Genomic DNA, 23,159 nt, shown 5'->3' with positions numbered 1-23,159 from the left:
TGCGCCGAGAATACCGGCGTTTTACCCGGCCATGCTGAGGTAAATCACGCTATAGCGAGAGGAACATTTTGAATTACACCCTGATAACCACTAATGAAGCGCTGGCTGAATGCTGCCAGGCTGCCAATAAGGCGTCTGCCGTGGCGCTGGATACCGAATTTGTCCGAACCCGCACCTATTATCCCGGCCTCGGCCTGATCCAGCTATATGATGGTGAGCATATATCGCTTATCGATCCCTTACCGATAACCGAATGGGCACCCTTTCGCGCTCTGCTGACTAACCCGGCTATAACCAAGTTTCTGCATGCCGGCAGTGAAGACCTGGAGGTTTTCCTGCATGAGTTTGCGCTGCTGCCTGTGCCGATGATTGATACCCAGATTCTGGCTGCCTTTAACGGGCGCCCGCTTTCTTGCGGTTTTGCCACCCTGGTGGCATCCTTCACCGGTATTGAACTGGATAAAAGTGAATCCCGTACTGACTGGCTGGCACGTCCTCTGACTGAAAAACAGTGTCAGTATGCTGCTGCTGACGTTTATTATCTGCTGCCGATTGCTCACAGGCTGCTGGAAGAGGCGCAGGTATCAGGTAACATCGCGGCTGCACTTAATGAATGTGAATTACTGTGTCAGCGTCGGCAGAGGGTTACCGAGCCACAGGAAGCCTGGCGTGATATTACTAACGCCTGGCAGTTGCGGCCACGTCAGCTGGCCGCGTTGCGTTTGCTGGCTGCCTGGCGGCTGGAGCTGGCCCGCGAAAAAGACATGGCCGTCAACTTCGTGGTGCGCGAAGAAAACTTATGGAAAGTGGCCCGCTTTATGCCGGGAACACTGGGCGAGCTGGATCATCTTGGGCTGACAGGGCAGGAGATCCGCCATTATGGGAAAAATCTGGTGGCGATGGTCGCCAGGGCAAATGAGCTGGATGAAAACGATCTGCCGCCGCCGCTGAGTAATCTTATCGATCATCCGGGCTACAAACAAACCTTTAAGTCATTGAAAGCACTGATGGCGGATGTCGCAGAAAAAAATGGTGTCAGTCAGGAACTTTTGGCGTCGCGCAGACAGATCAATCAGCTACTTAGCTGGCAATGGCAGCTCAAACCGACCGATTGCAAGCCGGAACTGTTGACTGGCTGGCGTGGTGAGCTGCTGCACAATGGTGTTCGGGAGATCCTGCAAGGGTAGCGCAGACGTTTCCCCTGCGTGTCAGCAGGGGAAAATCAGAACGGGAAGTGGATCATTTTGCTGCGTCTTCTGCCTCTGGAAGCGTGACGTTCAGTTCCAGAATCGAAATGTCATCATCGTTCTGATCCAGTTTTACGCTGAGCATTTCCGGGTCGATCTTCACGTACTTACAGATGACTTCAAGAATATCCTTTTTCAGTTGCGGCAGATAATGGGGCTCACTGTCACCCCTTCTGCGTTCCGCTACAATAATTTGCAGCCGTTCCTTGGCTATGTTGGCTGTGTTCTTTTTACGGGATAAAAAGAAATCGAGTAAGGCCATAGTTTATCCCCCAAAGAGACGTTTCAGGAAACCCTTCTTCTCTTCTTCAATGAAGCGGAAAGGGCGTTCTTCACCAAGAATGCGGTCAACGGTGTCCGCGTAGGCTTTGCCCGCGTCTGATTCAGTATCCAGAATGACAGGCTCACCCTGGTTGGAGGCGCGCAGTACCGATTGATCTTCAGGAATCACCCCGGCCAGAGGAATGCGCAAAATTTCCAGCACATCTTCCATGCTTAACATGTCCCCACGATTTACACGACCGGGGTTATAGCGGGTCAGCAGCAGGTGCTCTTTGATAGGATCCTGTCCGTTTTCTGCCCGTCGGGATTTTGAAGAAAGAATGCCAAGAATACGGTCAGAGTCGCGCACAGAAGAGACTTCAGGGTTGGTGGTGATGATCGCTTCATCAGCAAAGTAGAGTGCCATCAGGGCACCAGTCTCAATACCTGCTGGTGAATCACAGACGATAAATTCAAAGTCCATTTTACCGAGGTCATTCAGCACTTTTTCCACGCCATCACGCGTCAGGGCATCTTTATCACGCGTCTGTGATGCGGGCAGGATAAAAAGATTATCAGTGCGCTTGTCCTTGATTAATGCCTGATTCAGCGTGGCATCACCCTGAATAACGTTGACAAAATCGTATACCACGCGGCGTTCACAGCCCATGATCAGATCAAGGTTACGCAGACCGATGTCAAAATCGATCACCACCGTTTTTTTACCTTTCTGAGCTAAACCGGTAGCGATGGCCGCGCTGGAGGTGGTCTTTCCCACGCCTCCTTTACCCGAAGTCACTACAATTATGCGTGCCATAAAATAATTTCCTTAAGAAAAAAAGGGCTTGTGAACCTGTTCAGTTCAGTGCCTGTATAGTCAGGGTGCCGTCTTTTAAACAAAGACGTGACGCTTTTCCGAAAAAATCGGCAGGAATTTGATCCATAATCCAGTATTCCCCGGCTATGGAAACCAACTCAGCGGACAGGTTGGTACAAAATATCTGACAATCCTGTTCACCGCTGGCGCCTGCCAGAGCACGACCGCGCATCATGCCATAAATATGAATATTCCCATCGGCAACCAGTTCAGCTCCGGCGCTAACGCTATTCGTGACAATCAGGTCACTGTTTTTGGCATAAATTTGCTGCCCGGAGCGGACCGGCGTATTAATAACTTTGGTTTTGACAGCAGCAGGCCCGGCAGGTTTAACGGTATCGGTAACATCGCCGCTTTTTTTCTGCTCCTTCCCCTCGGACAATAGCGGCAGACCCGCACCGGCAATGGCGTGTTTGAGCTGTGGGTCTTTACACCCGCTGACGCCAACAATATGCAAGCCGGTGGAAGAAACGGCCTGCTGTATCTGTAGCCAGTCTGACTCGCTGGTTAACGAGGCGACATTGAGCACCACTGGCGCGTTTTTCAGAAAGGCAGGGGCCTGACTGATTTTGTCCTTTAATGCCTGCTGAACTACATCGGGATCGCTGTGGTGTAAATGAACAACAGACAAAGTAAAACTGCTGCCTTTCAACTCTATTGGCGTTTGTGACATCTGTCGCGCTCAGTCCTGTTATTTCGCATTCCCCTGGATCAGACTGCCAGTGTGGCAGCGCATCGCGATGGGGCAATATTCTTAAGATCTGCAAGCATGTTATAGTTACTGCTATATTCAGGCAAGTGACCATCCAGTTGAATTCGGGTAAAAATATGTATTGTGCAATCTACAGAAGCCCCAAAAGAGATCAGACTTATCTGTATGTCGAAAAAAAAGACGATTTCAGTCGAGTTCCTGCTGAACTGCTTCAGGGTTTTGGTCAGCCAAAGCTGGCAATGTTATTGCCACTGGATGGCTCGAAAAGCCTTGCGAACGCTGATTTAGGCAAAGTAAAAACGTCGCTGAAAGAGCAGGGGTATTATTTACAGGTTCCGCCACCGGTGGAAAACTTGCTTACCTGTCATCTGGCAAAAGATAAAAATAATTAACCGTGATTTTTGCTGAACATATTCGAACCAGCGCCGCCCCGTTGTTCGTCATTTAAATTACAAACCGGGCGATTTAAAGACACCATGATGAATACTGTCTGACAGAGAATGTGCTACCAGCGAGAGTAAACCTGGGCGCAGTCCGGCGTCAGGCACGACAACAGAAGGGTGTTCAACGACTGAGCATCCACGCTTACCACAGGTAGGGGAACGACATGTATCAACATCACAACTGGCAGGGCGCGTTATTAGACTATCCGGTAAGCAAGGTGGTTTGCGTCGGAAGCAACTATGCAAAACACATTAAAGAGATGGGTAACGCCGTGCCCGTTGAACCGGTGATCTTTATTAAGCCTGAAACCGCGCTCTGTGATCTTCGTCAGCCGTTATCGATACCGGGCGCACTGGGCGCGGTGCACCATGAAGTCGAACTGGCTGTGTTGATTGGTTCAACCCTGAAACAGGCTTCTGAAGAGCATGTTGCTAAAGCGATTGCAGGCTATGGCGTTGCGCTGGACCTGACGCTGCGTGACGTGCAGGCGGGATGCAAAAAGGCGGGGCAGCCATGGGAAAAAGCGAAGGCGTTTGACAATTCCTGTCCTGTTTCCGGGTTTATTCCTGTTAATGAATTTGACGCCGATCCTCAGAATACGGAGCTAAAGCTGGTGGTCAATGGTGAAGTGCGTCAGTATGGCAATACCCAGGATATGATCCACAAAATCCTCCCACTGATTGCCTACATGAGCCGGTTCTTTACGTTGCGTGCAGGGGATATTGTGATCACCGGTACGCCTGAAGGCGTTGGTCCGATGGCTTCGGGTGATAAGCTTGAGGTTTCACTGGGTGGCTATGGTATTGCTACCCGCGTCCTGTAGGACTTGCATCTCCAGCCCGAACTGTTTATAAGGTGCGGGCTTTTTTTATTAACAGGACACGAGCATGACTGAGAGCCCTTTCTGGCAGCGTAAAACGCTGGAGCAAATGACTGATGAGGAATGGGAGTCCTTATGTGATGGATGTGGTCAGTGCTGTCTCAACAAATTACAGGATGCCGATACGGACGAAATCTATTTTACCAACGTTGCCTGCAACCAGTTAAATATCAAAACCTGCCAGTGTCGTCACTACGAACGTCGTTTTGAGTATGAAGAAGACTGTATCAAGTTAACCCGCGAAAATTTGCCCACCTTTTCCTGGCTTCCGCCCAGTTGTGCCTACAGGGTGTTGGCAGAAGGAAAGCATTTGCCGGTCTGGCATCCCCTGCGAACCGGTTCGAAAGCTGCTATGCACGCGCAACGCATTTCGGTAAGACATATTGCGGTGCGGGAAAGCGAAGTAACGGATTGGGAAGAGCATATTATTAATCATCCACACGGTTAGTCGGCGCTGTAATCTTAACCCGTTATCAGGCGGGCGCTGGTAAAATGCCGCATTGACGCATTGACGCATTGACGCATTGACGCATTGACGCAATACAGTGCAGGCCGGTTGCGTTGCTGTTTCATCGCCCGAGAGGCGTTATCGTTTTCAGTACATTGTGGCACCAGCTGCGGGGAATGCGTTGGGCCAGTCAATACTTAATGTCAGCATATTCCCGCATAGCAGTCGGCTGGCGCAAAAAGCGAACAGTCCTGTCAGTCTTACTTCCGACGCGACAGCAGGCCAGCACGCGCAACGGAGGCAAGATAAGAAAATGCCATTACTGTGTCAGAGTTACTGGCTAATTTCTTATTTCCTTAACGACATGAAATTATTTTTTCTGTAAAAGTGGATACGCATGATAATGGCGACTTTATTTCTCTCTTTCTGGCTATTTTTGACCATCCTGGCGGACCTGATTATATTTACTTAATCCTTTCCCTATTCTGGTGGTTGTATTACACTTGACCATAATTTCTGCATTAATTGCTTTTAATTAATATCTTTTTGCAATTCTTCACGATAATCTCCGCAATCTCTCCATGATCGCCTGCTTTTTATCTTTTATGCTTTCAGGGTTTTACTCTCCTTAAGAGTACTTGACGTTGAGCACAATAAACTTATTTCCGACACCCCGACGCTGAGTCGGCACAGACCCAACAGTAAGGAAAATAATATGCGTAAATTAACTTCTCTGGTTGTTGCTATGACTCTGGCCATGGGCGCTGCCAATATTGTTCATGCTGCGGCAGATAACATTACTCCTCCACCGGCCGGGGCCGATAAGCCAATGATGCATAAACCACCACGTCACGGTGGTCCGCATGAGATGTTTAAAGATCTGAATCTGACGCAGGCACAGAAACAGCAGATGCACACCATTATGAAGGATGCACATAAAGACATGCCAGAACCTTCAGTTGATGAGCGTCGTGCGATACAGAGCATTATCGCTTCTGACACCTTCGACCAGGCTAAAGCAGATGCACAGGCCAGTCAGATGGCGGCAAACGGTAAAGCGCGTGCGCTGAAGATGCTGGAAACACAGAATAAAATGTACAACGTGCTGACGCCCGAGCAGAAAAAACAGTTTAATCAGAACTTTGAGAAACGTCTGACGGAAAAGCCGCACAGGGAAGGTAAGATGGATCACGCTGAGGACTGATTGTCCTCTGCCTGTTTCAACTGAAACCGCCGCCGTTGTTCATACTCGCCCTGAGGGCCGTGGACAGCGTCGGCGGTTTTGTTTTGTGACGCTCAGAAGAGCGGGATTACCGGGTAGCTGCCACTGATTATCGGTTTGCACAGGATTTTATAACCGTCACTGTCGAAGCCCTGTGGTGTCGAAGTTAAATCGCCTGCGGCGGCAATATCACTCACTGAACCCAGATAAAACCAGTTATTGATAACGTGGATCTGCCTGCACATCTTGCCTTCTTCCACCACTCCCACGGCACCCTGCCATGGCCAGCAGCGCACGCGAACGCGCTCCAGTGCCGCCAGTAAGCGTTGATGATGAGCATCGACAGGCTCAAGGCCGCAGCAGGCACCGGCACAACGCCCCAGACTGGCACGAAAGCAGGCCTGTTTCAGGCGGACGTTCTCCAGCCCCAGCAACCCCAGGCAGAGACGCTGTTCATCGGCAATCCTGTACAGGGTTTCCAGTGCAGCCCGACGGCTGGACCAGAGACCAAAAAGATTCGGTGTGTGAGAGAAATTCACTTCTTTTGCATAAACCACCACCGGCTTTGTACCGCTGATATGCAACGAGCAAAGCTGGCGATTTTTTCGCAGTCTTTTATTGAATAACGGTTGCCGGGTTTTAATCATCTGTGCTTCCAGCAGCAGTGCGCCCAGTTCTCCGGCGGTGGTAATAAAGGAAATATGTCGTGCCAGACGTAGCATTTTGGCTTCGTCTGCATTACGTAAATGCGACATTACGCGGCTACGGATGTTGATGCTCTTGCCGATATAGAGCGGCATGCTGTCGCTCTCACCATGAAAGACATAAACGCCGGGCAGGGAAGGCAACGGCGCCAGCGAAGAACGCAAATGTTCGGGATACTGATAGATTGATGCTGTTTCAGATTCCAGCCTGGGGCTGGCTGCACGTTTTGCCACATGACGCTCCGTTTTACTGGTTACATATACAGCATAGCAGAGGGCTGTCGGAGAAAAAAGCGTCATTCAGTCGCCGGTCTGCATGACGCTTCGTTGTTACAGACACCGGAGGCCGATTTACCACGGACCAGGGCGAAAAATGTCACAGGGCATCGCTGATTTGTGAATAATGCAGGCCGTGCCAGCGGGAGGGGACGCCAGTCCACTGGCGTTCCGGCATCGCGTTAATTTAATTTTTTATAAATCATAACGTTAAGCCTGATGAGCTCGGCTATTTTTTCCAAAAGTCATCAAACACGGTAACAGGCGGACGCCGTTTGTGTTCGGTTTTAAGATACCAGCCCTCAATGATTTTGCTGGCAGTCGGATCGATACTCTGGCCTTCGAGATACCAGTCTATCTGCTGATAGGTCACGCCCAGCGCGATTTCGTCCTGCAGGCCCGGACGGTCATCTTCAAGGTCAGCGGTCGGATGCTTAAGGTAAAGATGCTCAGGACAGCCCAGCGCTTTCAGCAGTTGTTTTCCCTGGCCTTTGTTAAGACGGAAGATCGGATTGATATCGGTGCCGCCATCACCATATTTTGTGAAAAAACCGGTTACGGCTTCGGCCGCATGATCGGTTCCCACCACCACGCCTGATGTCATGCCAGCGATGCTGTACTGGGCCTTCATACGTTCACGGGCTTTCTCATTGCCACGAATATAGTCTGACAGGGTAATGCCCGCCTCGCGCAGTGCTTTCTCGCTGGCCTGTACAGCCTCTTTGATATTTACCGTGATCACACGGTCCGGCTGGATAAAAGTAATCGCATCCTGGCAATCCTGTTCATCAGCCTGTACACCATAGGGCAGACGTACCGCGATAAATTGCAGGCCCTGGTCGCCCGTCTCAGCGCGTAGTTCACTGATGGCAATCTGACTGAGTTTGCCGGTCAGAGTGGAGTCCTGGCCACCGCTCAGGCCGAGAACCAGCGTTTTGATAAACGGGTTGGCTTTCAGGTAAGATTTCAGAAAATCCACGCTGGTACGGATCTCCTGTTTCACCTCAATGGTCGGTTTTACGCCAAGTGCGCTGATGATTTCCTGTTGTAAAGCCATTTATCTCTCCTCAAATTCAGTACGTGCCGGACAGGCAGTGACGGTAAGATCTGCTGTAAAACTAACTCGCCAGCGGGCAAACAACAAGATTCAATCCCGTCGGCAGCCGACCTTTCGCCGATAAATCAGCCGTTTTACCCTTTAACAGGGCAGTTCCGACGCTTCTGTAGGCTGATGACCTGTCTTTTGTGTGGCAGTAAACAGCAATTGATTCAGTCGATTACAGAGAGAGCAGGGTGGCTCCAGCGAGGCTTATTGGGGAGTAATTTGAGTCACTTCATCAGCACAACGTGGATCTTCTCTCAGATCTGGTAAGCCGTGGACAGTCCTGTTCAACAGGCAATATCTACCTGCCGGCTTCAGCCATCATTGTGGCGATCATTCGTTTACGCGTGGCGTCAGCGACGCCTCCACTTCACGGCAGTGCAACCTGTGTTGGCCTGCCAGTGGTGTGAGCAGGTCAATCATGGCGGTCCGCTGGATAGGTACCAATTGCGTATCAAGCCGATGCCGGCCCCTTTCTGCAAAAACGCTTTTATCAGTGTAATGACGGACCACTGTTGCCAGTTGTGACATGCCCGCGTACAGAAGCCTGCCAGGGCGGAAACAACGGCGTGCGCTCTTTATCGTTACGATGGCGTCCAGCGGTTGGTACGGCTACATTCATCGCTTATTGCGAGGTCTCCCGGTTGTGTTTTTCCGCTTTTCAGACTTAAATCAGGCGCGCATGGTCAAAAATGCCTTTATCAGTTTGCCTGGCTCGGGGTTTTTCTTTGCCATAAAGTTGATTAATCTACCTTTATGCTCCAGGCTTATCCTTGTATGGATAATCTCAGAGGAATAAAAAAACATGAATAAAGTAACAGGATTTATTGGTGCTGCAGTGGCTCTGGCTGTTTTATCGGGCTGTACTGCCTATGACCGTGCGGAAAGCTATGTCACAAAACCTGTTGTTCAGGATGTGAAGAAGGGGATGACGCGCCAGCAGGTGAGAGATATCGCAGGTCCACCTTCCACTGAAATCACCATGGTTCATGCTCGTGGTACCTGTCAGACCTATGTTATTGGTCAGCGTGATGGCAAATTGCAGACCTACTTCGTCAGCTACAGCGATAATGGTCGCGTAATGAACTATGGCTTCCAGAGCTGTAAAGACTACGATACCGATCCGCAGACTGGCCAGTAATCGTATCACTGTCAGTAAAAAAATGGTCACCCAGGTGACCGTTTTTTTATCCCGTTTACAGTCCCGGCGGGCGCGGGACTTCCAGATAGCGACCATCTATGTCGCGACGATAGTAGTGACCATACTGCACGTAGAAACGCTCACCGTTGTAATCCACCGCATTCATACTGCCGCTGAGGCGTTCTGCCGGAGGCTGGACCACGACATAGGTGTTATCATTCTGCCGCTGATAATACATGCCATTCAGCGCATAGTAGGTCAGTCCGCCGATAATCACAGCGGCAGCGGCGTCAGGGAGAATGGACAGCCGTCCGGGACCGTGGCCCCCGCCATGCCCCCAGCCTGGGCCGGGACCACGGTCCCAACCACCGGGATGAGCGGAAACCAGCACGGGCGATAATAACGTTAGGGAAAGCAGAGTACTTATCACCTTTTTCATACAGTTTCTCCTGGTTCAGACTGAGGCTAACATTACTCCGGGCCAGCGAAAACACAAGGGGGAAGGTCTTGCTGTTGTCTGTTTCTTACAGTGCTTAACGTATTCTTAACTCTCGCTCCAGGATCCCTGTCAGATTGCACACTGACAGGTACTGACTTTTCACTGGCCGACCAATGATCACTTCACTGACAACCAACTTACTAAGCAGGAACGGTGAGCGCTTTCTGACTGCGTGACCAGACACGGTGCGCCGCCATCGTGGTAAGGAATTCACTCATCAGTACGCCTTCCGCTTTACTTTCAGCAATAAGGCCTTCCTCCTGTTGGTCATCGGTAAGACCAAACTGGGATTTGAAACGGCGGGCATCGCCGCTCAGACCGATCACTTTCAGATGTTTATAGGCCTCCAACAGGAAGTAACGAGCATCACCACTGAGCAGCAGCGCATCGATATTGCCATCAGGAACGATCACCGCGTCGAACGTTAATGATGGCTGACCGCTAAAGGTAGCATCAACCGGCAGATGAGAACCGTCGCTGGCACGGACATGACCCATATGCGGCGCCAGCAGTTTGCTGTGTACGCCATGCACCTTCAGTTCCTGAAGGATCGCCAGAACGTCTGCTGCCAGTACGCCATCACTGAGTAACAGCGCCACCTGACGGCCTTTTATCGAACCGCTGGGCACGGCGTAAAGACTCAGACTGGCGTCTTTTTTCAGACCGTTAACATCTTTTGGCGGTGCGGTGTGCATTTGTTCGTCAGAGAGGGCGATCCCGAGATTTTCCGCCACGCTGTTGGCCAGAGACACATCAATATGTACCAGATGATCAACCACTCTTTCGCGGATCCAGGTTCTTCCCACTTTGCTCAGTTCAAAAGAGAAGGCATCAATAATGTGCTGTTGTTCCACAGGGGTCTGGCTGTTCCAGAACAGTCGGGGCTGTGAATAATACTCGCCAAATGACGGGCTTCGTTCCCGAACTTTATGGCCCTCGATACGTTCCTGATAGCTTTCGAACCCGCCACGATGTGGCGAAGAGGGCGTTTCACGCGGCCAGTTATCATTGATTGAGTTGGGTTGGTAATTAGCCGGGTTGGTATCAATATCCATCCGGTGCATACCCTGACGCTGAAAGTTATGATAGGGGCATGTGGGGCGGTTAATGGGAATTTCATGGAAATTCGGCCCACCCAGACGGCTGATTTGCGTATCGGTATAAGAAAAAAGTCGGCCCTGTAACAGCGGATCGTTGGTGAAATCCAGGCCCGGAACAATATGGCCGGGATGAAAAGCCACCTGCTCTGTTTCAGCAAAAAAATTATCAGGATTTCGGTTCAGCACCATTTTGCCGATCAGTTCGACGGGCACCAGTTCTTCCGGGATAAGTTTGGTGGCATCAAGCAGATCAAAATCAAATTTAAACTCATCCTCTTCTGCGATCAGCTGAACACCCAGCTCATATTCCGGGTAGTCGCCGGCTTCGATGGCTTCCCAGAGATCCCGGCGGTGAAAATCGGGATCGCGGCCGGTGAGTTTCTGCGATTCATCCCACAGTAAAGAGGCTTTACCGGCAACCGGTTTCCAGTGAAAACGCACAAAAGTGGCTTTTCCTGCTGCATTAATAAACCGGAACGTATGGATACCAAAACCTTCCATCGTGCGGTAGCTACGTGGAATACCACGGTCGGACATTGCCCAGATAACGTTGTGCAGGGTTTCTGGCTGGAGAGAGACGTAATCCCAGAAGGTGTCATGTGCACTCTGGCCCTGCGGGATTTCATTATGTGGTTCAGGTTTTACCGCGTGGACAAAATCGGGGAATTTATGCGCGTCCTGAATAAAAAACACCGGGGTGTTATTACCCACCAAATCGAACACCCCTTCTTCGGTATAAAATTTGGTGGCCCAGCCACGGATATCGCGCACGGTGTCGGCTGATCCGGCGCCGCCCTGAACGGTGGAGAAACGCACAAAAACCGGCGTCAGCTGCTCTGCAGAGCGCAGGAAGTCTGCTTTGGTGACGTCACTCATATCGCGATAGGGTTGAAAATAGCCATGTGCAGCCGAGCCACGGGCATGCACGATGCGTTCGGGAATGCGTTCATGATCGAAGTGGGTGATCTTTTCACGCAGAATAAAATCTTCCAGCAGTGTTGGTCCCCGGTTTCCTGCCCGCAATGAATTCTGATCGTTGGCGATACGCGTTCCCTGGTTCGTGGTGAGAGGGTAGTTTTCGCTGCCTTTGCGAAAAGGTTCCAGCGCATCGATTTTTGCATTATGGGTGTCAGGTGACTTCAGGCTGCCCGGCGCCGTTGGCTGCTTACCAGGCGGTGTCGGTTCCGTCAGGGGTTTGTAGGAAGCATCCCCGGGAACCAGCGTGTCCATTCCCGGCCTGGCTGAGTCAGGTCCGGTTGAGGGGGCAAGATGACTTATTTCCTCATTATCGGTTTCTTTCGACATGTTCATAGCTCCGGTAGTGGTCGTGTCTGACTCCAGTAACTATAGAACAGTGGTGCAGGTACGCCCGGAGATAGCAGGGTTATAATGCGCTCAGTAAAAAAAGGGCTGGAGAATCCCAGCCCTGTGGCAGATGCGTTGTTCAGCGACGCGTAATCAGTGATGTGATAACACCACATCACTTTCTGTATCACTGTTGAGCCGCGAGTTATCCGTTTGTTTTAGCCACTGGCTGGTCAGTGTCCCGGCTGTCATCGATCCATTCACGTTCAGGGCAGTTCTGCCCATATCGATCAAAGGTTCAATCGAAATCAGCAATGCAACCAGCGTGACAGGCAGACCAAGAGTAGGCAGCACAATCAGTGCGGCAAATGTCGCACCGCCGCCCACACCGGCCACGCCAGCGGAGCTGAGGGTGACAAGACCGACCAGCGTGGCAATCCATACCGGTTCAAACGGATTAATACCGACGGTGGGCGCGACCATTACTGCCAGCATCGCCGGGTAAAGTCCGGCACAGCCATTCTGTCCAATGGTGGCGCCGAATGAGGCGGAGAAGCTGGCAATGGATTCAGGCACACCGAGACGGCGTGTCTGGGCTTCCACATTCAGAGGGATAGTTGCTGCACTGGAGCGGCTGGTGAAGGCGAAGGTAATCACCGGCCATACTTTGTGAAAGAAGCGTTTAGGGTTAACGCCATTCACTGACAGTAGTAATGCGTGTACCGCAAACATAATGGCCAGTCCGAGGTAGGAGGCCAGCACAAATCCGCCCAGCTTGACGATATCATTGAGATTAGAGCCGGCAACCACTTTGGTCATCAAAGCCAGAACACCGAAGGGCGTCAGCTTCATAATAAGCCGAACCAGTTTCATCACCCAGGCCTGTAACACGTCTATCGCTGCCAGTACACGTTCACCTTTGGGTTTGTCGTCTTTCAACAGCTGCAGCGCCGCTACGCCAAGAAAGGTGGCAAAGATCACCACACTGATAATTGAGGTGGGATTGGCACCGGTCAGATCGGCAAACGGGTTTTTGGGAATAAACGAAAGCAGTAACTGCGGTGGTGACAGGTCGGCAACTTTGCCCACGTAGTTTGACTGTATGGCAGCAAGTCGGGCCGTTTCCTGGGCACCCTGTACCAGTCCGTTAGCATTAAGGCCAAACAGCCAGGTGACGAAAACACCGGTCAGCGCAGAAATCGCGGTGGTGAACAGCAACACGCCGACGGTGAGCGTACTGATTTTTCCCAAAGAAGAAGCGTTGTGCAGACGCGCTACGGCACTGAGAATGGACGCAAAGACCAGCGGCATGACGATCATTTGCAGTAACTGGACATAGCCGTTGCCGACAACGTTAAACCAGGATATGGATTCTTTCAGTACCGGACTGTCCGGGCCATAAATAGCCTGCAGAATCAGACCAAACAATACGCCCATTATCAGACCCGTTAATACGCGTCTGGAAAGGCTCCAGCTGGTGTTGCCACTTTTGGCAAGAATGACCAGCATGACGACAAATGCCGTCAGGTTGGCCAATAATGGAAGGTTCATCCCGTGTCTCCAGTCGTTATGGGGAGTGTTTCCCCACGAATAACAGTTAGTTCTTATTGCACAACAGGTGCATCTGTCAGGGCATGGTATCAGGGTGAAATGAGACAGGGATATATCCAAAAGACATGGCTTATAACCAATGGATATTTAATGAAGATTTATCCGGCATTGCGTTGCTCTGTCAGACGGCCAAGGTGGTTTTGTAATGAATTAATCATGTGAGTTGGCCAGCCTTTATCGCCAAAGGGCGGCATTCCCGCGGGAAACCACATCGCATACCCGACCAGAGCCAGGCAGAACACGCGTTCAAGCTGGTTGCCTTGCTTGCTGCTGAGCAATGGCAGGCGGAAGCGCCAGCGGCATGGCCAGAGAAGCGGCACACCCGCGGGGGTAAGCATATCGGCCGCGATATGGCTGAGGTAGCCGACCACCATACTCTGGAAAGCATCGGGTGGGATCATCAACGTCGACGGCAATTTCAGTTGCAGCAACGCTATTCCTCCAAGCACTGCCAGCAGGCTGTGAGTAAATCCCCGATGGCCGAAGAGGCGTGCTACTGGCTGTGAGATCCATGTCAGTCGTTGGCCAAGAAACGATTTAGGATGGTCAATATCGGGTAACAGGCAGGTCAGTAGTGCGGCGGGGACAATATGCCACCAGTCGCCGTTTGCCAGTTCGGGCGTCAGTTCAGCCCGCGTGGCAAATATGGCGCTGGCAATGGCAAAAATAATATGGCCTTCGGCCGTCATGATCTCACCTGATTATATTACTGTGAATTAATCCAGTATAGGGGATGTATACAGTAGAATAAACAGGTTACGTTGTAACGAAAGATAAATTTTCCCGGCGTTGCTCGCCACGGAAAGGCTGGCCTGAGCAGCCCGGAGACTATTCTCCCAGTAAATCAGCGGTGGTTAGTGCAGTCAGTGAGGCTAACTGCACATCTGCCAGCGCCCAGCGAGGGTCGCTGGCAAACTGATGAGCCGGGATGACGACAGATCGCATCCGTGCTGCTTTGGTGGCAATCATGCCGTAAAACGAGTCTTCCAGCGTCACACAGCTAAGTGGATCAACGCCAAGTCGTTCAGCGGCGTTGAGGTATACCTGGGGATGAGGTTTACTGAAGGGCAGTGCTTCAGCGGAAACCAGCACCTCGAAATAATGGCGCAGATTAAACATATCCATAACCTTCTCCAGCATAAACAGCGGTGAAGCTGACGCCAGGCCAATTTTCAGTCCTTCAGCCTGGCAACGTTGCAATGCCTGCTCCACGCCGGGTAGCAAAGGCCGATGTTCCTCAATCAGATCTGCAGCTCGCGCAATGATACGTTGTATGACGTCCTGCCGGTCTGCCCCTTCCCAGGGGAACGTTGCATACCACATCTGCACCACCTGATCGATGCGCATACCGTGGGTATCGGGCAGTTCGCTGCGTTTGGAAAGGTCAACATTCAGCTGAGTAAAAATCTCCATCTCAGCCTGTTCCCACAGGGGTTCTGAATCAATCAGCAGGCCATCCATATCAAATATTGCGGCAAGCACCGGACGGGAGTAAGACATATTTCAGCTCCATCAGAAATTTCCCGACACCATAACAGAAGTTTATACTGACCACATCTGTCGGGTGGCGGGGTGACAGGTTACCCAACACAGCGGAATCATATTTTGCAGGCGTATTTTATTTCCTGAGGGTAAACTTACAGCCTCATATCAGGATGACAGGAAGAAAGCATGACTTATCAACAGGCTGGTCGGATCGCGGTACTGAAACGTGTTTCCGGCTGGATTATTTTTATTCCGGCACTTATTTCAACATTGATTTCACTGATGGGCTTTCTTGAAAAAAGCCGTGAAAAGCGGGAAGGGATCAATGCGGTTATGCAGGATTTTTCTCATGTAATGATTGATATGATCCGCTTCAACACTAACTTCCTGAAAGGGTTCTGGGACAATTCTCCGATCCCGGACTTTAACCACGACAGCAATATCACTTTCTGGATCATCTATATAACCATCTTTATTGGTCTGGCCCTACAGGCATCCGGTGCCAGAATGTGGCGTCAGTCTCGCCGCGTTAAAGAAGGCATTGAAGATCAGCTGATCCTCGAAAATGCGAAAGGGGCGGAAGGTCGCAGCCGCCAGCAGATGGAAGAGAAAGTTGTCCTGCCGGGGCACAGCATTTTTCTGCAATTTTTTCCGCTTTATATCCTTCCGGTGGCTGTTGCTGTCGCAGGTTATTTTATTCTTAAGTTACTGGGGTTTATCTGGTAACTGGTATTGATGACGGTTTATCAGCCCGGGTGAGTATGCTGCCTGTTTGCGTCATCCTTATCCAGTAATGCTGTCACCGCCTGTTGTGCCTCTGCCACCCACTTCCCACCAAATACGTTGGCCCGGTTTAGCAGGTAGTAGAGCTGGTAAACCGGCTGACGTAGCGGAAAATCATCCTGCAATGGCCATACCGACTGATAGCCATCAAAGATCTGCTGCGGTAACGCAGGAAAGGCTGGCAGTAATGCCAGATCGCACTCACGATCTCCCCAGTAGCAGGCTGGATCGAATATCCACGGCCCGTTGTCACTGCCGCCACAGTTAGCTGGCCAGAGGTCGCCATGGAGTAAAGATGGTTGCGGGTGATGTGAAGCCAGCACCCGTTTTGTACTGCTAATGATCAGTTCGCTGTCACCGTAATGAATGCCTTTCTCAGCGGCGAGCATGAGTTGCCAGCCGATCCGCTGCTCGGAGAAAAATACCGACCAACGGCGCACCCAACTGTTTGGCTGAGGGGAGGTGGTGAAGTTATTGTCATAATCCAGGCCAAACTGTGGCTGCTCACTCCACTGGTGAAGCCGTGCCAGTTGCTCACCCAGCTGCCATGCACTTTTTTCATTCAGGGGAAGCAGGGAGATATACTCCAGCAGCAGGAAGCTGACGTTGCCATTGCCACCGACCCCTAATACCTCAGGTACTTTTACTGTTTTCGTTCGCGCCAGCAACTGCAACTGCTCCGCTTCACTGGTGAACTGTTCCAACATGCTGGGTGTGTTACATTTGACAAAAACATCACGATTGCCATGACGAAACCGCCAGGTTTCGTGCACGTCCCCGTGTGTTAACTGCCTGCGTTGGCTGATTTCGCCAATTCCCGACTGCTGATTCAACAGACACCTGATGGCTGACCACATAAGGTATTCCTTTTTTGTTGTATCCTGCGAAACAGGCGGACATTCCCGCCACAGGAAATAAACCTGCTATTACGGACAGTCCCCGGCACCTTGCTGCCAGGACGCTCTGTCGCATGTCCAGATAGCCATTCCGGTGCGGCGGAAATTTTTTATTTGCAATGTCATGCAGCTAATGTCGTTAACTTTTATAATCCACGGCGTGAATAAGACCACTCTTATTTATCAGTGTTGTAGCGTTGCAGATATGTTGCAAACTGGCGTTTAATAAAATGTTACGATTATTACCGTAAATTACGTTGATCGTCCTTCAAAACTCTTCAGACTCACCCTTTTAAACTGTCGTACGGGTCACATTTAATGAAAGCGCTTAATAAGCTGTCTGCTGTTCTTTTACTCTCTGGGGGAGCGTTGTGCCACCAGGCTCTCGCGGATAACAACGTATTTACGGTCATGGATGATCCTTCAACAGCAAAAAAAACATTCGAAGGGAATGCGGCTGCCGGATATCTGGCTCAGACCGGTAACACTACCAGCTCATCACTGACGGCCAATACCAACATGACCTGGTATCAGCCTTCCACCGCCTACAGCTTATGGGGTAACGCCAGCAACACATCCTCCAATGATGTGCGTGCTTCTGAGACTTATCAGATTGGTGGACGTACCCGATATAATCTGAATACCGCTGATTATCTTTTTGGCCAGGCCAGCTGGCTGAGCGATCGTTTTAACGGCTATGATGGTCGTTCTATTCTTGCTGCAGGTTATGGTCGCCAGTTATTAAATGGCCCGGTGCATTCGCTGCGTGTGGAAGCAGGTCCTGGTGTGCGTTATGACGATTACCACGACGGTGGCCATGAAACCCAGGCCCTCGCCTACGGCGCACTGAGCTATCAGTGGCAGCTGACCGACAGCACTAAATTTATTCAGGGTGTGTCCGTTCTGGGCAGTGATGACACCACGGTGAACTCAGAAACCGGCCTTCAGGTAGCAATCAACAGCCATTTTGCACTGAAGCTGGCCTATAACGTGACCTGGAACCAGAATCCGCCGTCTTCTGCACCGGACAAAACCGATACCAAAACCACTATTCAGCTTTCTTACGCCATGTAAGTATCCTGGCCCGGAAGAGAATGCCATGCGCGTTAGTCAGGTAGATCTGTCCTTCCGGGTATTAATTTCCTTAATCTGCTTAGAATTCTCACCCATTTCGGATATTTCCTTAATCTGCTTACAGTCCTTTCTCATTTCGGACACTTTCTTAATTAAAAATTTTCATTTTTGCATAAAATAATTTGAAAACTTAATTTATATTAAAATTTACCCCTGATTAAAACTTTCTCTTAAGTGCATTTAATTGTGTGTTTTTTTTGACGTTATATAATTACAGTACACTGGAAATATTGGCACTTTCTTTTAATTTATGATTAAAAAATCAGGAAAAATATCTATGAATACGAAAACTAAAATGACCCTCCAACAATGCCAGGAAATTCGCGGCGGCTGGGGAAGTGGCTGGGGTGGTGCGGCTATTGGCGGTACGATTGGCGGTGTGATAGGCAGCGCGTTTGGCCCAGCAGGTGCATTGATTGGTGCCATTAGTGGTAGTATCGCCGGGGCAGGCGTCGAAAAGTCCCAGTCTTAATAAACAGTCTCCAGAACTATAAACGAGTTCGTTTTTACACAATAAAAATAATGTGTATTGACTAACCATTTCAGACAGCAGGTGCTGATTCAGGTACCTGCTGCTTTTTACCTATCACGTTGTGACATCAATACCACAGCAGATGATACATTCTGAAAATAAAATTATAAATATCTGATTACATCGGCCATGGCTTGTTATGCATGCTGTCATGTAGATAAAAATTGTTAAATTATGAATAACAAATTTAATCACTGTCTGAAGAAGTCTCCGCTGGCAATAAGTGTTTATGCGTCTGCAATAACTCTATTTATGGCAGCATTTATTGCTGTTCTGATGCAGGGAACTTATGGAAAAAGTGAAACCGCAAAAGGCTTAATAAGAAATGAGTCTTTTTATCGTGTTGCCGCCAGCAAGGTAGGTAATGTGACAGAAATTTATGTCACGGAAGGGGAAAAAGTTAATAAGGGTACACCCTTATTTCGTGTCGCGCTTCCCTGGCAGGATGTGCCAGATCAACAAAATGGCAATAGCATGTTGGCAGAATCCGTTGCACGGCTTGTTCAGACAAAAAAAGATTTTGAATCGGAAGAAGAATTACAGCAGCGGGAGTGGGACACACTTAAAAAACAAAAGGAAAACGTGTTCCTGACGTTTGAAGAAAAAAACAAAAAGCTCAGTGATGTTGAAAAGGATTATCAGCGTAAATATGCTCTGTATAAAGATCAGTTAAGGGAACTGAATGCCTTATTGAAATTGAAATCAATCAATAAGTCTGATGTTGAGAATATGAAGCAATTGATCATAGACAATGAACTTGCCATAAAAAAAACTCAATTAGAGCAACATACGTTGCTGCAAAATCGATCAGAGCAGGAGGTGAATTATCTCAGGATGGAGCGCGAACTACTCAGAAACAAAAATGAAATTGAGGGCAGAAAGCGTGAAATCATCAACGAGCTGAACAAGATTCAGATGGAACAGGAATATGTGGTGACATCTCCTGTTACCGGGAACGTTCACGATATAGGGATTCTCAAGGGGGACTTTGTCGATGGTAAAACACCTTCGATGATAATCAAAGAAGATGCCGCCAAAAAACCAATAGTCATACTTTATCTCACCAGTAGCCAGATAGGACTGATTAACCAGCAGGAAAAAATATTTTTGCGCGTCGATACGTTTCCTTATGAAACCTACGGTCTGCTGAGTGCATTGATTACTAATATCTCACAAACTCCCACTCAGGTCAGCCTGGATGAAAAAGAGTCTCTGTTTCGGGTAAAACTTAAAATTAATGAAGATGATGGGCATACCAGGATCCCTGTCGATTTTTTAAATGATGGTATGTCGGTTACTACCTCCTTACGTCAACCCGGGCAGAGTTTGCTGGCCTGGTTATTTATGCCTGTCAAAAAATCATTTAATCGCAACCCGGATTTTGCAGAATGAAAAAGAAATTCAGAATAAAGGATGTAATACAGGATGAAGTTGCAGAATGTGGACTGGCCTGCATCAGTTACATCTCCGGCGTTTATGGCAAAAAAATTAGCCTGGATAAACTTCGTAATAAATACGATGTGAATCTTGACGGCCTGTCTTTTTTTCATTTGATGAAGATTTGTGCTGATAATCAGATGATTGCAACTGGGGTAAGTATTGCTGCTGACGCGCTTGGCGAGCTGGAAAAGCCAGCGATATTGCTCTGGGATAACTGTCACTTTGTGGTACTTAAGCGCGTTGGACGTAAACGTATTGAGGTGATGGATCCCGCAACCGGCAGTCGTTATTTTACCTCGGAAGAAACGCTAAAATACTTTTCAGGGGTAGCTCTGGAAATTGTGCCAGCAGATAACTTCTCTACAGAAGAGCAGGGTAATATCAGTGAGAAAAAAACACAAAACTTCTTCAGTATGCAGGCATTTTTTAACGGACTGATAAAATATAAATCCTACATGCTGCCACTGGCCGCGATGGCAATCATTATTCAGTTAACGAATGTAGCTGTGCCAAAATTTATGTCACTCGTTTTTGATGAGGTATTACCAGGCAATGACGAGGACCTGTTATTTTTGCTAATCTATATTTTTTCTTTTATCTATCTGGCTCAATCTGTCAGTAGTTATTTAAAAATAATCATATCGCAACGGTTACGTCGGGCCGTGTCACAGTTTGAAGGCGTGAATACGGTAAATAAACTATTTCAGATGGATCTGAAGTTTTTTAATAAAAGAATGCCTTCAGATTTGCTGAGAAAAATAAAATCTGTTGATGTTTTCCATGTAATTTTTACTCACGGCTGGCTGGATATCGCCGTGGATGCTTTTTTTTCATGTGTATTTATCGTGTTACTTTTCATGATTAGCTTTGAGCTGGCTATGCTTACCGTGGCAGTGACTGGCAGCATGGTGCTTGTCAGAGTTATGTTGCTATCAACTTTAATGTCGAGACAATATTCTGCTCTTGATTCAGAAGTAAGAAGAGACAACAGTCTGCTGGAATCGATTGATAATATCAATATGATAAAAATCAGCCATACGGAGCACCGAAAAGTGGGGGACTGGTTTTATCATCATGCTGAACTGGAAGACAATCGTTCTGGAATTGAGAAAATTAATGCGTTAATTCAGCTCTCAATAACTACCATATCCCATATTCAGACCCTTATTATTATGGGGGTAGGTGCCTGGGGAGTGCTCAAAGGAAATAATACAGCAGGTCAGCTCATTTCCTTTATTTTTTATAAAAACTGTCTGATGAATAACATTCAGGCTATGGTTGAAAATCATGTTAACCTGAAAATATGCTCGGTGGAAGTCAGAAGACTTCAGGATATCTCACCAGAAGCAGTTTTGCCAGTGGAGCAATTTAGCAGTTGTGCAACAAGAAAAAGTGAGCCTGTAGAGAAAATAGCGGTTAAAGATCTTGCCTTCACCTACAGTAATCTGGATGACGCATTTATCAAAAATGTAAATTTCTCACTTAATGCAGGTGAAAAATTGGTTTTAACGGGGCCATCTGGGTGTGGTAAGTCCACGGTGCTTAATATAGCTGCCGGTCTGTTAAAACCAACATCAGGCAAAATGCTGGTTAATGGCATGTCTCTTGGTAAATTTGGTCAACATCAGTATCAGGAACAAATTTCATTAGTCACACCTGACGATAAAATTATCAATGGCAGCATAACGGAAAATATTATTTATGAAAGCGAACATATTGATATGCAGCTGCTTGAGAAATGTATTGATGATGCCAATTTGGGGCAGGTTATTTTTTCCCTGTCAGCTGGTCTGAATACCCGGCTGGGTGTTAATGGGGCAAAGCTCTCTTCTGGCCAACAGCAGCGCCTGATGCTGGCACGTGCGTTGTACCGTAAACCGGCACTTATTTTACTGGATGAACCGACATCTCATCTGGACGATCGGTCGAAGCAGAGCATGATTGAACTTATCAAAAAATTGCCGATGGCCTGTCTGATTGTTTCCCATGATCAATGCCTGATCACTGCGATTGAAAAGGAAGTAAAAATTGGGACGGAATGATAACACACTGAGGTTAAAAACAAGGGTTAATTTAAAGCTCAATACGTTGTTTTTTTCATTCGTTGAAAAAGTAATAAAACTTATATCCAGGTTCACTTTTCGTCATGCAAATATGCGTGTCACATATTGTTGCATAAATTTAGTAGCCACAGTTTTTAAACGACACCTTGTTAAATATTATTCATGTGCCTCAGCTTTATATCTTGCAAGGTGTTTTTTTAATTATCAGGGTAAAGATTTTTGCAAGCTTCTTATCATAAATAAGCTGATGGCTGAATATATTAAGTTTTCTCTTTTTAATTCTAACTGGATACAAGTTAAAAATTTTCTTGACCACAACTGTTCATTTTCAAATCCAGACAGTAAACCAGGTAAACTTTTGCTGTTTACACATACCGGAGATTACTGGCTCTCAATATTGACAATGGCACGTCAGTACCAGGGGATGGGATGTGAATTTATTGTCCCGATTTATCAGCCGATTACCGATGAAATTCGTAAAATGTACAACAGAATAAAAATACCTGGTGTGGATGTTTTATTTATCAACATACATGATGACGGCTCTTTACTTAAAATTATCCGTTGTCTTAAAAAGCCAAAAAGTATTGTGGCAATTTTTTACGACCTTTTTTGCTACTCTACAGGTATTCATAATGGCGCAGTTGATAGTGTCACGTTTTTTAATAAAAAAGGCTATATGACAACAGGGATGCTTTCTCTTGCAGAGAAAATGAAGCTGGAAATTAATTTTATTTCTAACCGCTATTCTGTTTCTGAGGGAAAATATATCACAACCATATCCCCTGCGGTGCTACTGTCCGGGCAAACAGACGTTGATAAAGTAATCATCAGTCATCTTGAATCCTGTATTAAGGAGAATGCTTACCAATGGCATTTTATGATTTCACTGGACGCATATTTCCACGTCCCCTATTCGCAACTTAAGTTGAAAAATGACAGAGAGCTTGCACAGTTTGCACGGCTTAATTATAAATATATCCACCTTAACGACTGA

At 48.3% G+C, this 23,159-nt stretch carries 24 protein-coding genes; 13 read left to right on the top strand and 11 right to left on the bottom strand.

Annotation, left to right across the window (positions count from 1 at the left end; genetic code table 11):
- Positions 1 to 68 precede the first annotated feature (68 nt).
- Entirely contained in the window at positions 69 to 1,187 is a 1,119-nt protein-coding gene (gene rnd, locus EB241_RS05200; protein ID WP_199737309.1) for a ribonuclease D, read from the top strand.
- 52 nt (positions 1,188 to 1,239) lie between these two features.
- Here the strand turns inward: rnd and minE are convergent, their stop codons facing one another.
- From minE to minC, 3 genes are read right to left on the bottom strand one after another with little or no spacing between them, the layout of a single operon-like run.
- Positions 1,240 to 1,509: a cell division topological specificity factor MinE gene (gene minE, locus EB241_RS05195; protein WP_124232153.1), complete on the bottom strand. Its 270-nt coding sequence runs from the start codon at positions 1,507 to 1,509 to the stop codon at positions 1,240 to 1,242.
- 3 nt (positions 1,510 to 1,512) lie between these two features.
- Positions 1,513 to 2,325 (bottom strand): septum site-determining protein MinD, encoded by an 813-nt coding sequence (gene minD / locus EB241_RS05190; protein WP_124232152.1) that lies wholly within the window; start codon positions 2,323 to 2,325, stop codon positions 1,513 to 1,515.
- A gap of 40 nt (positions 2,326 to 2,365) precedes the next feature.
- Positions 2,366 to 3,058 carry a septum site-determining protein MinC gene (gene minC / locus EB241_RS05185; protein WP_124232151.1) on the bottom strand — a complete coding sequence of 231 codons (693 nt, stop codon included), beginning with the start codon at positions 3,056 to 3,058 and terminating at the stop codon, positions 2,366 to 2,368.
- A 155-nt stretch (positions 3,059 to 3,213) separates the two neighbouring features.
- On the opposite strand from minC, the gene EB241_RS05180 reads away from it, so the two are divergent.
- The 4 genes from EB241_RS05180 (at position 3,214) to spy (ending at position 6,073) form a co-directional block, all read left to right on the top strand.
- On the top strand, positions 3,214 to 3,489 hold the full coding sequence (locus tag EB241_RS05180; protein ID WP_124232150.1) for a YcgL domain-containing protein: 276 nt from the start codon (positions 3,214 to 3,216) through the stop codon (positions 3,487 to 3,489).
- A 215-nt stretch (positions 3,490 to 3,704) separates the two neighbouring features.
- Positions 3,705 to 4,364, top strand: coding sequence for a fumarylacetoacetate hydrolase family protein (locus EB241_RS05175; protein WP_124232149.1), 660 nt, complete (start codon positions 3,705 to 3,707; stop codon positions 4,362 to 4,364).
- A gap of 64 nt (positions 4,365 to 4,428) precedes the next feature.
- Positions 4,429 to 4,869, top strand: coding sequence for a YcgN family cysteine cluster protein (locus EB241_RS05170; protein ID WP_124232148.1), 441 nt, complete (start codon positions 4,429 to 4,431; stop codon positions 4,867 to 4,869).
- 715 nt (positions 4,870 to 5,584) lie between these two features.
- Positions 5,585 to 6,073, top strand: coding sequence for an ATP-independent periplasmic protein-refolding chaperone Spy (gene spy, locus EB241_RS05165; RefSeq protein WP_124232147.1), 489 nt, complete (start codon positions 5,585 to 5,587; stop codon positions 6,071 to 6,073).
- Positions 6,074 to 6,165: 92 nt separating this feature from the next.
- On the opposite strand, the gene cho is transcribed toward spy, so the two are convergent.
- Positions 6,166 to 7,029 (bottom strand): excinuclease Cho, encoded by an 864-nt coding sequence (cho, locus tag EB241_RS05160; RefSeq protein ID WP_124232146.1) that lies wholly within the window; start codon positions 7,027 to 7,029, stop codon positions 6,166 to 6,168.
- A 271-nt stretch (positions 7,030 to 7,300) separates the two neighbouring features.
- Positions 7,301 to 8,128 (bottom strand): ammonia-dependent NAD(+) synthetase, encoded by an 828-nt coding sequence (nadE, locus tag EB241_RS05155; RefSeq protein WP_124232145.1) that lies wholly within the window; start codon positions 8,126 to 8,128, stop codon positions 7,301 to 7,303.
- 290 nt (positions 8,129 to 8,418) lie between these two features.
- On the opposite strand from nadE, the gene EB241_RS20820 reads away from it, so the two are divergent.
- Both EB241_RS20820 and osmE read left to right on the top strand, forming a co-directional pair.
- Positions 8,419 to 8,583 carry a hypothetical protein gene (locus EB241_RS20820; RefSeq protein WP_158612377.1) on the top strand — a complete coding sequence of 55 codons (165 nt, stop codon included), beginning with the start codon at positions 8,419 to 8,421 and terminating at the stop codon, positions 8,581 to 8,583.
- A gap of 395 nt (positions 8,584 to 8,978) precedes the next feature.
- Positions 8,979 to 9,314: an osmotically-inducible lipoprotein OsmE gene (gene osmE / locus EB241_RS05150; RefSeq protein WP_124232144.1), complete on the top strand. Its 336-nt coding sequence runs from the start codon at positions 8,979 to 8,981 to the stop codon at positions 9,312 to 9,314.
- Positions 9,315 to 9,369: 55 nt separating this feature from the next.
- On the opposite strand, the gene EB241_RS05145 is transcribed toward osmE, so the two are convergent.
- The 5 genes from EB241_RS05145 to hxpB all read right to left on the bottom strand — a co-directional run bounded on the left by EB241_RS05145 (position 9,370) and on the right by hxpB (position 15,329).
- Positions 9,370 to 9,753, bottom strand: coding sequence for a DUF6515 family protein (locus EB241_RS05145; protein ID WP_124232143.1), 384 nt, complete (start codon positions 9,751 to 9,753; stop codon positions 9,370 to 9,372).
- A 200-nt stretch (positions 9,754 to 9,953) separates the two neighbouring features.
- Entirely contained in the window at positions 9,954 to 12,218 is a 2,265-nt protein-coding gene (gene katE / locus EB241_RS05140; protein WP_124232142.1) for a catalase HPII, read from the bottom strand.
- A gap of 153 nt (positions 12,219 to 12,371) precedes the next feature.
- Complete coding sequence (locus tag EB241_RS05135) at positions 12,372 to 13,769, bottom strand: L-cystine transporter (protein WP_124232141.1); 1,398 nt, start codon at positions 13,767 to 13,769, stop codon at positions 12,372 to 12,374.
- Positions 13,770 to 13,927: 158 nt separating this feature from the next.
- On the bottom strand, positions 13,928 to 14,518 hold the full coding sequence (locus tag EB241_RS05130) for a metal-dependent hydrolase (RefSeq protein WP_124232140.1): 591 nt from the start codon (positions 14,516 to 14,518) through the stop codon (positions 13,928 to 13,930).
- A gap of 139 nt (positions 14,519 to 14,657) precedes the next feature.
- Positions 14,658 to 15,329: a hexitol phosphatase HxpB gene (gene hxpB / locus EB241_RS05125; protein WP_124232139.1), complete on the bottom strand. Its 672-nt coding sequence runs from the start codon at positions 15,327 to 15,329 to the stop codon at positions 14,658 to 14,660.
- A 171-nt stretch (positions 15,330 to 15,500) separates the two neighbouring features.
- On the opposite strand from hxpB, the gene EB241_RS05120 reads away from it, so the two are divergent.
- Positions 15,501 to 16,040 (top strand): YniB family protein, encoded by a 540-nt coding sequence (locus tag EB241_RS05120; RefSeq protein WP_124232138.1) that lies wholly within the window; start codon positions 15,501 to 15,503, stop codon positions 16,038 to 16,040.
- 20 nt (positions 16,041 to 16,060) lie between these two features.
- On the opposite strand, the gene EB241_RS05115 is transcribed toward EB241_RS05120, so the two are convergent.
- The gene (locus EB241_RS05115) at positions 16,061 to 16,954 is read right to left on the bottom strand and encodes a fructosamine kinase family protein (RefSeq protein WP_124232137.1); all 894 of its coding nucleotides are present in this window, start codon (positions 16,952 to 16,954) and stop codon (positions 16,061 to 16,063) included.
- A 357-nt stretch (positions 16,955 to 17,311) separates the two neighbouring features.
- On the opposite strand from EB241_RS05115, the gene EB241_RS05110 reads away from it, so the two are divergent.
- From EB241_RS05110 to EB241_RS05090, 5 genes are all read left to right on the top strand, one after another.
- Positions 17,312 to 18,067: a DUF481 domain-containing protein gene (locus EB241_RS05110; protein WP_124232136.1), complete on the top strand. Its 756-nt coding sequence runs from the start codon at positions 17,312 to 17,314 to the stop codon at positions 18,065 to 18,067.
- A gap of 337 nt (positions 18,068 to 18,404) precedes the next feature.
- Positions 18,405 to 18,599, top strand: a complete 195-nt coding sequence (locus tag EB241_RS05105; RefSeq protein ID WP_124232135.1) for a hypothetical protein — start codon at positions 18,405 to 18,407, stop codon at positions 18,597 to 18,599.
- 234 nt (positions 18,600 to 18,833) lie between these two features.
- Positions 18,834 to 20,051: an HlyD family secretion protein gene (locus EB241_RS05100; protein ID WP_124232134.1), complete on the top strand. Its 1,218-nt coding sequence runs from the start codon at positions 18,834 to 18,836 to the stop codon at positions 20,049 to 20,051.
- Positions 20,048 to 22,141 carry a peptidase domain-containing ABC transporter gene (locus EB241_RS05095; protein WP_124232133.1) on the top strand — a complete coding sequence of 698 codons (2,094 nt, stop codon included), beginning with the start codon at positions 20,048 to 20,050 and terminating at the stop codon, positions 22,139 to 22,141. Before EB241_RS05100 ends, EB241_RS05095 begins: the two co-directional genes overlap by 4 nt.
- Positions 22,142 to 22,409: 268 nt before the next feature.
- Positions 22,410 to 23,159: a lysophospholipid acyltransferase family protein gene (locus EB241_RS05090; protein WP_158612376.1), complete on the top strand. Its 750-nt coding sequence runs from the start codon at positions 22,410 to 22,412 to the stop codon at positions 23,157 to 23,159.

This window comes from Erwinia psidii (assembly GCF_003846135.1).
GTDB classification, from domain to species: Bacteria; Pseudomonadota; Gammaproteobacteria; order Enterobacterales; family Enterobacteriaceae; genus Erwinia; species Erwinia psidii.
The sequence above is the reverse complement of the archived record's forward strand: the minus strand, read 5'-3'. Positions and strand labels throughout refer to the sequence as shown.

What these genes read in the sequence shown, in the direction of transcription:
- minE (WP_124232153.1), bottom strand. Translation starts at nt 1,509, where the DNA reads ATGGCCTTACTCGATTTCTTTTTATCCCGTAAAAAGAACACAGCCAAC.
- minD (WP_124232152.1), bottom strand. Translation starts at nt 2,325, where the DNA reads ATGGCACGCATAATTGTAGTGACTTCGGGTAAAGGAGGCGTGGGAAAG.
- minC (WP_124232151.1), bottom strand. Translation starts at nt 3,058, where the DNA reads ATGTCACAAACGCCAATAGAGTTGAAAGGCAGCAGTTTTACTTTGTCT.
- EB241_RS05180 (WP_124232150.1), top strand. Translation starts at nt 3,214, where the DNA reads ATGTATTGTGCAATCTACAGAAGCCCCAAAAGAGATCAGACTTATCTG.
- EB241_RS05175 (WP_124232149.1), top strand. Translation starts at nt 3,705, where the DNA reads ATGTATCAACATCACAACTGGCAGGGCGCGTTATTAGACTATCCGGTA.
- EB241_RS05170 (WP_124232148.1), top strand. Translation starts at nt 4,429, where the DNA reads ATGACTGAGAGCCCTTTCTGGCAGCGTAAAACGCTGGAGCAAATGACT.
- spy (WP_124232147.1), top strand. Translation starts at nt 5,585, where the DNA reads ATGCGTAAATTAACTTCTCTGGTTGTTGCTATGACTCTGGCCATGGGC.
- nadE (WP_124232145.1), bottom strand. Translation starts at nt 8,128, where the DNA reads ATGGCTTTACAACAGGAAATCATCAGCGCACTTGGCGTAAAACCGACC.
- osmE (WP_124232144.1), top strand. Translation starts at nt 8,979, where the DNA reads ATGAATAAAGTAACAGGATTTATTGGTGCTGCAGTGGCTCTGGCTGTT.
- EB241_RS05145 (WP_124232143.1), bottom strand. Translation starts at nt 9,753, where the DNA reads ATGAAAAAGGTGATAAGTACTCTGCTTTCCCTAACGTTATTATCGCCC.
- katE (WP_124232142.1), bottom strand. Translation starts at nt 12,218, where the DNA reads ATGTCGAAAGAAACCGATAATGAGGAAATAAGTCATCTTGCCCCCTCA.
- EB241_RS05135 (WP_124232141.1), bottom strand. Translation starts at nt 13,769, where the DNA reads ATGAACCTTCCATTATTGGCCAACCTGACGGCATTTGTCGTCATGCTG.
- EB241_RS05130 (WP_124232140.1), bottom strand. Translation starts at nt 14,518, where the DNA reads ATGACGGCCGAAGGCCATATTATTTTTGCCATTGCCAGCGCCATATTT.
- hxpB (WP_124232139.1), bottom strand. Translation starts at nt 15,329, where the DNA reads ATGTCTTACTCCCGTCCGGTGCTTGCCGCAATATTTGATATGGATGGC.
- EB241_RS05120 (WP_124232138.1), top strand. Translation starts at nt 15,501, where the DNA reads ATGACTTATCAACAGGCTGGTCGGATCGCGGTACTGAAACGTGTTTCC.
- EB241_RS05115 (WP_124232137.1), bottom strand. Translation starts at nt 16,954, where the DNA reads ATGTGGTCAGCCATCAGGTGTCTGTTGAATCAGCAGTCGGGAATTGGC.
- EB241_RS05110 (WP_124232136.1), top strand. Translation starts at nt 17,312, where the DNA reads ATGAAAGCGCTTAATAAGCTGTCTGCTGTTCTTTTACTCTCTGGGGGA.
- EB241_RS05105 (WP_124232135.1), top strand. Translation starts at nt 18,405, where the DNA reads ATGAATACGAAAACTAAAATGACCCTCCAACAATGCCAGGAAATTCGC.
- EB241_RS05100 (WP_124232134.1), top strand. Translation starts at nt 18,834, where the DNA reads ATGAATAACAAATTTAATCACTGTCTGAAGAAGTCTCCGCTGGCAATA.
- EB241_RS05095 (WP_124232133.1), top strand. Translation starts at nt 20,048, where the DNA reads ATGAAAAAGAAATTCAGAATAAAGGATGTAATACAGGATGAAGTTGCA.
- EB241_RS05090 (WP_158612376.1), top strand. Translation starts at nt 22,410, where the DNA reads ATGGCTGAATATATTAAGTTTTCTCTTTTTAATTCTAACTGGATACAA.